We start from the raw sequence: 6,514 nt of genomic DNA on the forward strand, positions 1-6,514 counted from the left end.
TTTGTATGTCCATTTTGTACCGCTAAAGTCTTCATAGTATGATACTTCAAAGGTTACGTTTGGAACATAATGACCTTCAGTGTCTTTTTTGACAAGTTTTAAGGTTGCTTCTTTTTGAACGCTTAGTTCTAACATACCTGTAATAAAATTAGGGTCTTTAATTACAATAACATCTTGTGTTACAGGATTTTTATAAAGAAGATTCGTAGCTTCATAATTAGCTGGTAACCCCTTAGGGTTGAGCTTGAATATTCCGGTTTTAGCTTCTGGTGATGGGGTCAATTTAATAGCACCACCTTCTTTATTTTCATATATTTTTTCTACATGCCATCCAGATTGAGTTAAGGGTTCAAAGTCCAAATAGTGTGCAATGTGTTTATAATCTTGTAAAGTGATGGATTCTCCAGCCTTTACTGTAATATGTTGTTTATTCCATGAAGGTGCATGAGATTTATATTGTTGATTGATAAAAGCCTTAATTTCATTATATTCAGCTAAATTTAAATCCCCGCTCATACTAAGTACTGGATAACCTAATGTTTCCCACACTAAGGCTTGGATGTACTCAAATTGTTTGCCATTTTGTTCTTTTGCCATGTCCCACCCCCAGTAAATAGTTGCTCTAAGGTATTCATCTTGTTCTGGTGTTAATACTACTTTTCTTTTATTGATTTTTACTCCAGCGCCTAATTCAGTTGCTGTATAACCACCATTTCCGGTATATCTTAATAATACTTCCGGTTCTACGCAGAACGCTTTATCCCCAGCATCGTTAGTAATGTAGTGAAGAGCAATATTTTTATTACCATTCTCAGGTACATATACTGGATAATCCCCTATTCCTGGGATTCTTACAGTTAGATTTCCTCTCGCCCCACTTAATTGATTATAATGAATAGATTCTGCAAATACTTTTTTATTACCTATAAAAATAAAAAACGCTGTTATGAACAGCATCAATATTTTTAGCGTTTTAGATTTCATAATTTTTCCTCTTTTCTCTAATGATTTTTCGTATATTTTTACAAAATGTTTTTTCATGGTGGTCTAATCACTTTTGCCCCTCCTTTCTAGATAATAAAAATACCTTTATGTAGTATTTGAATACTTCACATAAAGGTATCTAAACGATGAGATATATTATTAATATTTATTTTATAATCATTAGGCTTTTTCTATCTAAATAACTATAATTGTTATACCATGTAATAAAATACAATAGATTAAACGTGATGATATATCACACCTATTCAAGTATTAAAAAATAGAAATTACACTTAATAATCTAACTTACTCTGTATATAACTCTACTGTCCATGTTTCAGTTCCATCTGACCACGGAACACTATAACATCTTCCACCAACATATTCTGATTCCCAATCAGAACACACTTGTTTAATATATGCCATTCCTTCTTCGCAAGTCGAAAACCATTTTCCACTATTCCCAATTGCATTTTCTTTACCTACAATTTCTAATAATGGATACACTTCACCATCATCTTCTGGTTGTGGCTCTGGTTCTGGTTGCGGTTGTGTTTCTGGTTGCGGTTCTGGTTGTGGCTTAGGTTCTGGTTTGTATTCTGGTTGTGCTTGTTGGTTTGAGTTAGAAGCTACTTCAACCGTTTGTTGTGATTGATATTCTTGTGTTTGTGTGTTTGAGTTTGTTGCTACTTCAACTGATTGCTCTTGTGGTGCTTCAACTTCAACGGTTTCTGGTTCTTCTGTTGTTGTTTCACTAGATTCTTCTTCTGCTTCTTCTACTACCGCCACTTCTTCACTAGGTTGATAATTTTTTTCTAGTGTGTCTAATAGGTTTTTCTTTTCTTCATCTTTTAATGTTGATGAATCAATTTCTTCTTTTAGCGTTGTGATCTCTTTTTCAGAAGATTCCTTTGTGACTAAGGCTACTTTGTCTGTTAATTGTTGTAATGTTTCAGCATTTTTTTCGTCTTCTGTTTTTTCAGTAACAACCGCTACTTTTGCAGTTGGTTCTGGTTGTTGAGTTAATACATAAGCAATACCTCCTCCAATTAGACAAAGACCAAAAACTGATCCGATAATCATTGCCTTTTTCTTTTTAGGCATTTCCTCGATGGTTTCTTTTAGGTCATACATATATTCTTTAATGTGCATGTTGAACTTCCTCTCTCTCTTCTCTTTCTACGTCTTGGGACAAAATAAATGTGCGAACATGATCTAACACTTTTCTATCAACCAGATTACCTTTGCGGATTTTTAGACTGTCTGTATAGGATAAGCCTAACAGATCGTTGAAATCTTTTATTTTCATTTTATTTGTGACAATATAATCTAATACTAAATATTTTGTATTAATAATAATTTTCGGGATGTCTTTATCTTTTGTTTTATGATTTTCAATTGCTTGAATATCTTTAACGACCTCGCCTTTTAATCTTTCCGCCAACTCTTCTACTTCCACTTGTTCATCAAATTGTTTTGCTAAATCTCTGTTAGTAGTGAATGTATACCTAATTTTTGGCATATCCTTTTCTTTGTATGGATTCATATCGTTAATCACTTCTCTAACGTATCCTCTTTGTGTCAAAATCACACACATTATTAATCCCTCAACTTTCTGTTATTAGTATATCATTTTTCTGACAAAAAATGTATTTATTATTCCGAAAACATTAAGAGCGGATGAAAAACCGCTCTACATTATATTTTTTGTGACACGGTGTCATTTTTTTACACTAACTACCTCTCTTCCCAATAATTGTTCAGCTACATAGAGCAATCATTAATAAATAATGGATACTTTTTGATATATTTCAGCTATTATACTAGTTTTTTATAAATAAAAGACGCATTAAATAATAAATAGTATAGTACATTTGGATTTTTTTAATAAAATTAGGCATTTTTAAAGAAATATCTGTTAAAAAATGATATAATATGCAAAAATGCATTAAAGCATAAGGAAAGGAAGTAAAAAATATATGATTACAATGAAAGATATAGTCCGTGAAGGTCACCCTGCTTTGCGCAAACGTGGTGCAAAAGTAGAATTTCCTTTATCAGACGAACATAAAGCATTAGCAAAAGAAATGCTTGAATATTTACATAATAGCCAAGATGATGAGATTGCGGCTAAATACGGCTTACGTGCAGGTGTTGGTTTAGCAGCGCCTCAATTAGGTAAATCTATTCAAATGACGGCTTTATTTGTGCCAAGTTATTATGAAGATGAAGAACCTTATCTTGATGAAGTCTGGATTAACCCTCGTATCATTCGTGAATCTGTCAAACGTGCTTGCTTACGTGAAGGTGAAGGTTGTCTATCTGTTGATCGTGATGTACCTGGAATGGTTGTCCGTGCAGCAAGAATTACGGTTCAATATTATACAGTTGATGGAGAAAAAATCACTCGTAAATTAGATGGTTATGAAGCAATTGTTGTTCAACATGAAATTGACCACCTAAATGGCGTAATGTTTTATGATCATATCGATAAAGAAAATCCATTAAATATTCCTACAGGGGTGAACGTTCTTGGCTAATAAAACGACTACTTTATCACCTCGCACATTAATTTTTGATTTAGATGATACATTATATTCGAAGGCAGATGTCTTCTATCGTACTTTTATTGATTATGGCACTACTTCCCTACCAAAGCATGAATTATATGATTTATATGCAGGATTTAGTGATGAAGCCTTTATCTTATATCGAAATGGGACACTTACCTTAGATGAATCCCATTTACATCGCGTTAAAAATTTATTTGAAGCATTGAATCAACCAAAAGAAACTTCTATTTATAAAGAATTTTCAAAAAAATATGTTGATAAAATGAATCACCTCGAATTAAGCGATGAATGGAAAGAAAATTTAAACGAATTAACAAAGCAAGGTTATAATTTAGCGATTTTAACAAATGGGCCTAGTGAACATCAACGTCGAAAATTAGTATCACTAGGAATTGAAGATTATATTTCCCATGATAAATGGTTTATTTCAGATGAATTGGGTTATAGAAAGCCTGAGCCTGAAATTTTTAAAAAAGTTGAAAATTTATTAGCCGTTGATCATTCAGAATGTGTCATGATTGGTGACTCTTATTATAATGATATGATCGGAGCCCGAGATAGTAAATGGCATTCTGTTATGTATTGGGAACATGCCAAAACAGCGATTACTGATGATACTGTTTTCCCGATTGTTCAATCCCCTAGCGAATTAGTAGAACATTTACAACAACTTAAAGATTAAGATAATATACTTAGCGCTTAATTTATGTTATTATTATTAATAGCGTAAAAAGGTTTAAAGAAATATTATTTAACTAAATAAAATACAGAAAAAAAGGAGATTGATACAAATGATTTTTAAAATTACTTATCAACCAAACAAATTTGAAGCACCTCGTCGTGAGAACACACTTTCACTATATATTGAAGCAGCGGATGCAGTAGAAGCACGTCGTTTAATCGAAGAAAATACTGAATATAATGTAGAATTCGTTCAAGAATTAGATGAAAAACACTTAGCTTACGAACAACAAAGTGCTGACTTCAAATTAGTGGAGTTTTAATTATGAAACCAAACATTAAAAATAATGAAACAGGAATCTTTGCTTTCGGTGGTCTTGGCGAAATCGGTAAAAATACTTACGGCGTCCAATTTCAAGATGAAATCTTAATCTTAGATGCAGGTATTAAGTTCCCTGAAGATGACTTATTAGGAATTGATTATGTTATTCCTGATTATAGTTATATCGTTCAAAACCAACATAAAGTAAAAGGATTGTTCATTTCACATGGACATGAAGACCATATTGGTGGTATTCCCTTTTTAATTAAGCAAGTAAATATTCCGATTTACGCTACTAAATTAGCTATGTCTCTTATTAGAAATAAACTAGAAGAGCACGGTTTGTTGCGTGATGCTATTTTACATGAGATTGATGAAGATTCCGTCATTAAATTCCGTAAAACAAGTGTTAGCTTCTACCGTACAACTCATAGTATTCCTGATGCATTTGGGATGGTTATTAAGACACCACCAGGAAATATCGTCTTTACTGGTGACTATAAGTTTGACTTCACTCCAGTTGGCGAACCTGCTAACTTACACCGTATGGCTAAAATTGGAGAAGAAGGTGTATTAGTATTACTTGCTGATAGCACTAATTCTGAAGTTAGTGGTTTTACCAAATCAGAACAAGTTGTTGGTCAATCAATTAAACAAATCATTTCAAAAGTTGAAGGGCGTATTATCTTTGCGACATTTGCTTCTAATGTTTCTCGTTTAAAACAAGTGACTGACGTGGCTGTTCAAGAAGGTCGTAAAATTGCAGTATTCGGTCGTAGTATGGAAGCTAGCTTTTCTACTGCTAGAGAATTAGGTTATATTAATGCTCCAGATGATACATTTATCGAAGGTCGTGATATTAATAAATACCCTGCTGAAGAAGTAATTATTTTATGTACCGGCTCGCAAGGTGAACCAATGGCAGCATTAAGCCGTATTGCAAATGGCACACATAGACAGATTTCTATTCAGCCTGGTGATACTGTTATCTTTTCAAGTTCTCCAATTCCTGGTAATACAACAAGTGTTAATCGTGTTATTAACTTATTATCAGAAGCTGGTGCAGAAGTTATTCATGGTAAGCTAAATAATATCCATACATCTGGTCACGGATCACAAGAAGAACAAAAATTAATGATACGTTTAATGAAGCCAAAATACTTCATGCCTGTCCACGGTGAATATCGTATGCAAAAAATTCAAGCAAACACTGCTGCTCAAGTTGGTGTTCCTAAAGAGAATTCATTTATCTTAAGCAATGGTGATGTGTTAGCTGTAACAGCCGACAGCGCAAGACGTGCGGGACATTTTTATGCTGGTGATGTTTACGTTGATGGTAATGGTATTGGTGATATTGGTAATGTTGTTTTACGTGACAGAAAAATCTTATCTGAAGATGGTTTAGTCATTGTTGTTGCAACAGTTGACTACTCTACTGGTGAATTAGTAGCTGGTCCTGATATTTTATCTCGTGGATTCATTTATATGCGTGAAGCTGGCGAGCTATTAAGTCAAGCACAGAATTTATTACGTCGTGAGATTAGTAATTTATTTGCCAATAATGAAAATGTTAATGAGCGTCAATTACGTAATACGATTATTAATACTTTACAACCATATCTATTCAAAAAAACAGAAAGAAATCCAATGATTCTACCTGTTATGATGGGTGTAACTGAAGAGTCAATTAAATAAACATTTAAGACTTGGGGAATTTCTCCAAGTCTTTTTTTGCGCTTTGGCACTCTTCCCTATTCACACAAAACGATACCGCTTCAATTCCGCACATATACCACTTCAAATCCCCCGCACAAAAAAAGACGCTAGCATCACTAACGTCTTCTAAATTCGTTTTACTAATTATTTTACTTCAACACGTTCCATCCAACTTGTTGCTGTTGTTTTTAATACTTCATTTAAATCTTCAATATTTTTACGTCCTGTTGATTGTAAC

Annotated in this window: 7 protein-coding genes; 4 read left to right on the forward strand and 3 right to left on the reverse strand. The window is 33.2% G+C overall.

What is annotated here, in order from left to right; genetic code table 11:
* The 3 genes from BMX09_RS09395 to BMX09_RS09405 all read right to left on the reverse strand — a co-directional run.
* Positions 1-1,041 (reverse strand): hypothetical protein (locus tag BMX09_RS09395; protein WP_143054411.1); only part of this gene is annotated, 1,041 nt, incomplete at its 3' end.
* Positions 1,042-1,290: 249 nt separating this feature from the next.
* Complete coding sequence (locus tag BMX09_RS09400) at positions 1,291-2,136, reverse strand: hypothetical protein (RefSeq protein ID WP_089748012.1); 846 nt, start codon at positions 2,134-2,136, stop codon at positions 1,291-1,293.
* Entirely contained in the window at positions 2,126-2,569 is a 444-nt protein-coding gene (locus tag BMX09_RS09405) for a hypothetical protein (protein ID WP_143054412.1), read from the reverse strand. Before BMX09_RS09405 ends, BMX09_RS09400 begins: the two co-directional genes overlap by 11 nt.
* A gap of 394 nt (positions 2,570-2,963) precedes the next feature.
* On the opposite strand from BMX09_RS09405, the gene def reads away from it, so the two are divergent.
* The 4 genes from def (at position 2,964) to rnjA (ending at position 6,255) form a co-directional block, all read left to right on the forward strand.
* The gene (def, locus tag BMX09_RS09410) at positions 2,964-3,524 is read left to right on the forward strand and encodes a peptide deformylase (protein ID WP_089748016.1); all 561 of its coding nucleotides are present in this window, start codon (positions 2,964-2,966) and stop codon (positions 3,522-3,524) included.
* On the forward strand, positions 3,517-4,239 hold the full coding sequence (locus BMX09_RS09415; protein WP_089748018.1) for an HAD family hydrolase: 723 nt from the start codon (positions 3,517-3,519) through the stop codon (positions 4,237-4,239). The genes def and BMX09_RS09415 overlap by 8 nt, the downstream gene beginning before the upstream one ends.
* Before the next feature lie 109 nt (positions 4,240-4,348).
* Positions 4,349-4,561: a DNA-directed RNA polymerase subunit epsilon gene (locus BMX09_RS09420; RefSeq protein WP_089748020.1), complete on the forward strand. Its 213-nt coding sequence runs from the start codon at positions 4,349-4,351 to the stop codon at positions 4,559-4,561.
* 2 nt (positions 4,562-4,563) lie between these two features.
* Entirely contained in the window at positions 4,564-6,255 is a 1,692-nt protein-coding gene (rnjA, locus tag BMX09_RS09425; RefSeq protein ID WP_089748022.1) for a ribonuclease J1, read from the forward strand.
* Positions 6,256-6,514: the final 259 nt, after the last annotated feature.

Source organism: Granulicatella balaenopterae (genome assembly GCF_900111135.1).
Taxonomy (GTDB): Bacteria; Bacillota; Bacilli; order Lactobacillales; family Aerococcaceae; genus Granulicatella; species Granulicatella balaenopterae.

What these genes read in the sequence shown, in the direction of transcription:
- BMX09_RS09400 (WP_089748012.1), bottom strand. Translation starts at nt 2,136, where the DNA reads ATGCACATTAAAGAATATATGTATGACCTAAAAGAAACCATCGAGGAA.
- def (WP_089748016.1), top strand. Translation starts at nt 2,964, where the DNA reads ATGATTACAATGAAAGATATAGTCCGTGAAGGTCACCCTGCTTTGCGC.
- BMX09_RS09420 (WP_089748020.1), top strand. Translation starts at nt 4,349, where the DNA reads ATGATTTTTAAAATTACTTATCAACCAAACAAATTTGAAGCACCTCGT.
- rnjA (WP_089748022.1), top strand. Translation starts at nt 4,564, where the DNA reads ATGAAACCAAACATTAAAAATAATGAAACAGGAATCTTTGCTTTCGGT.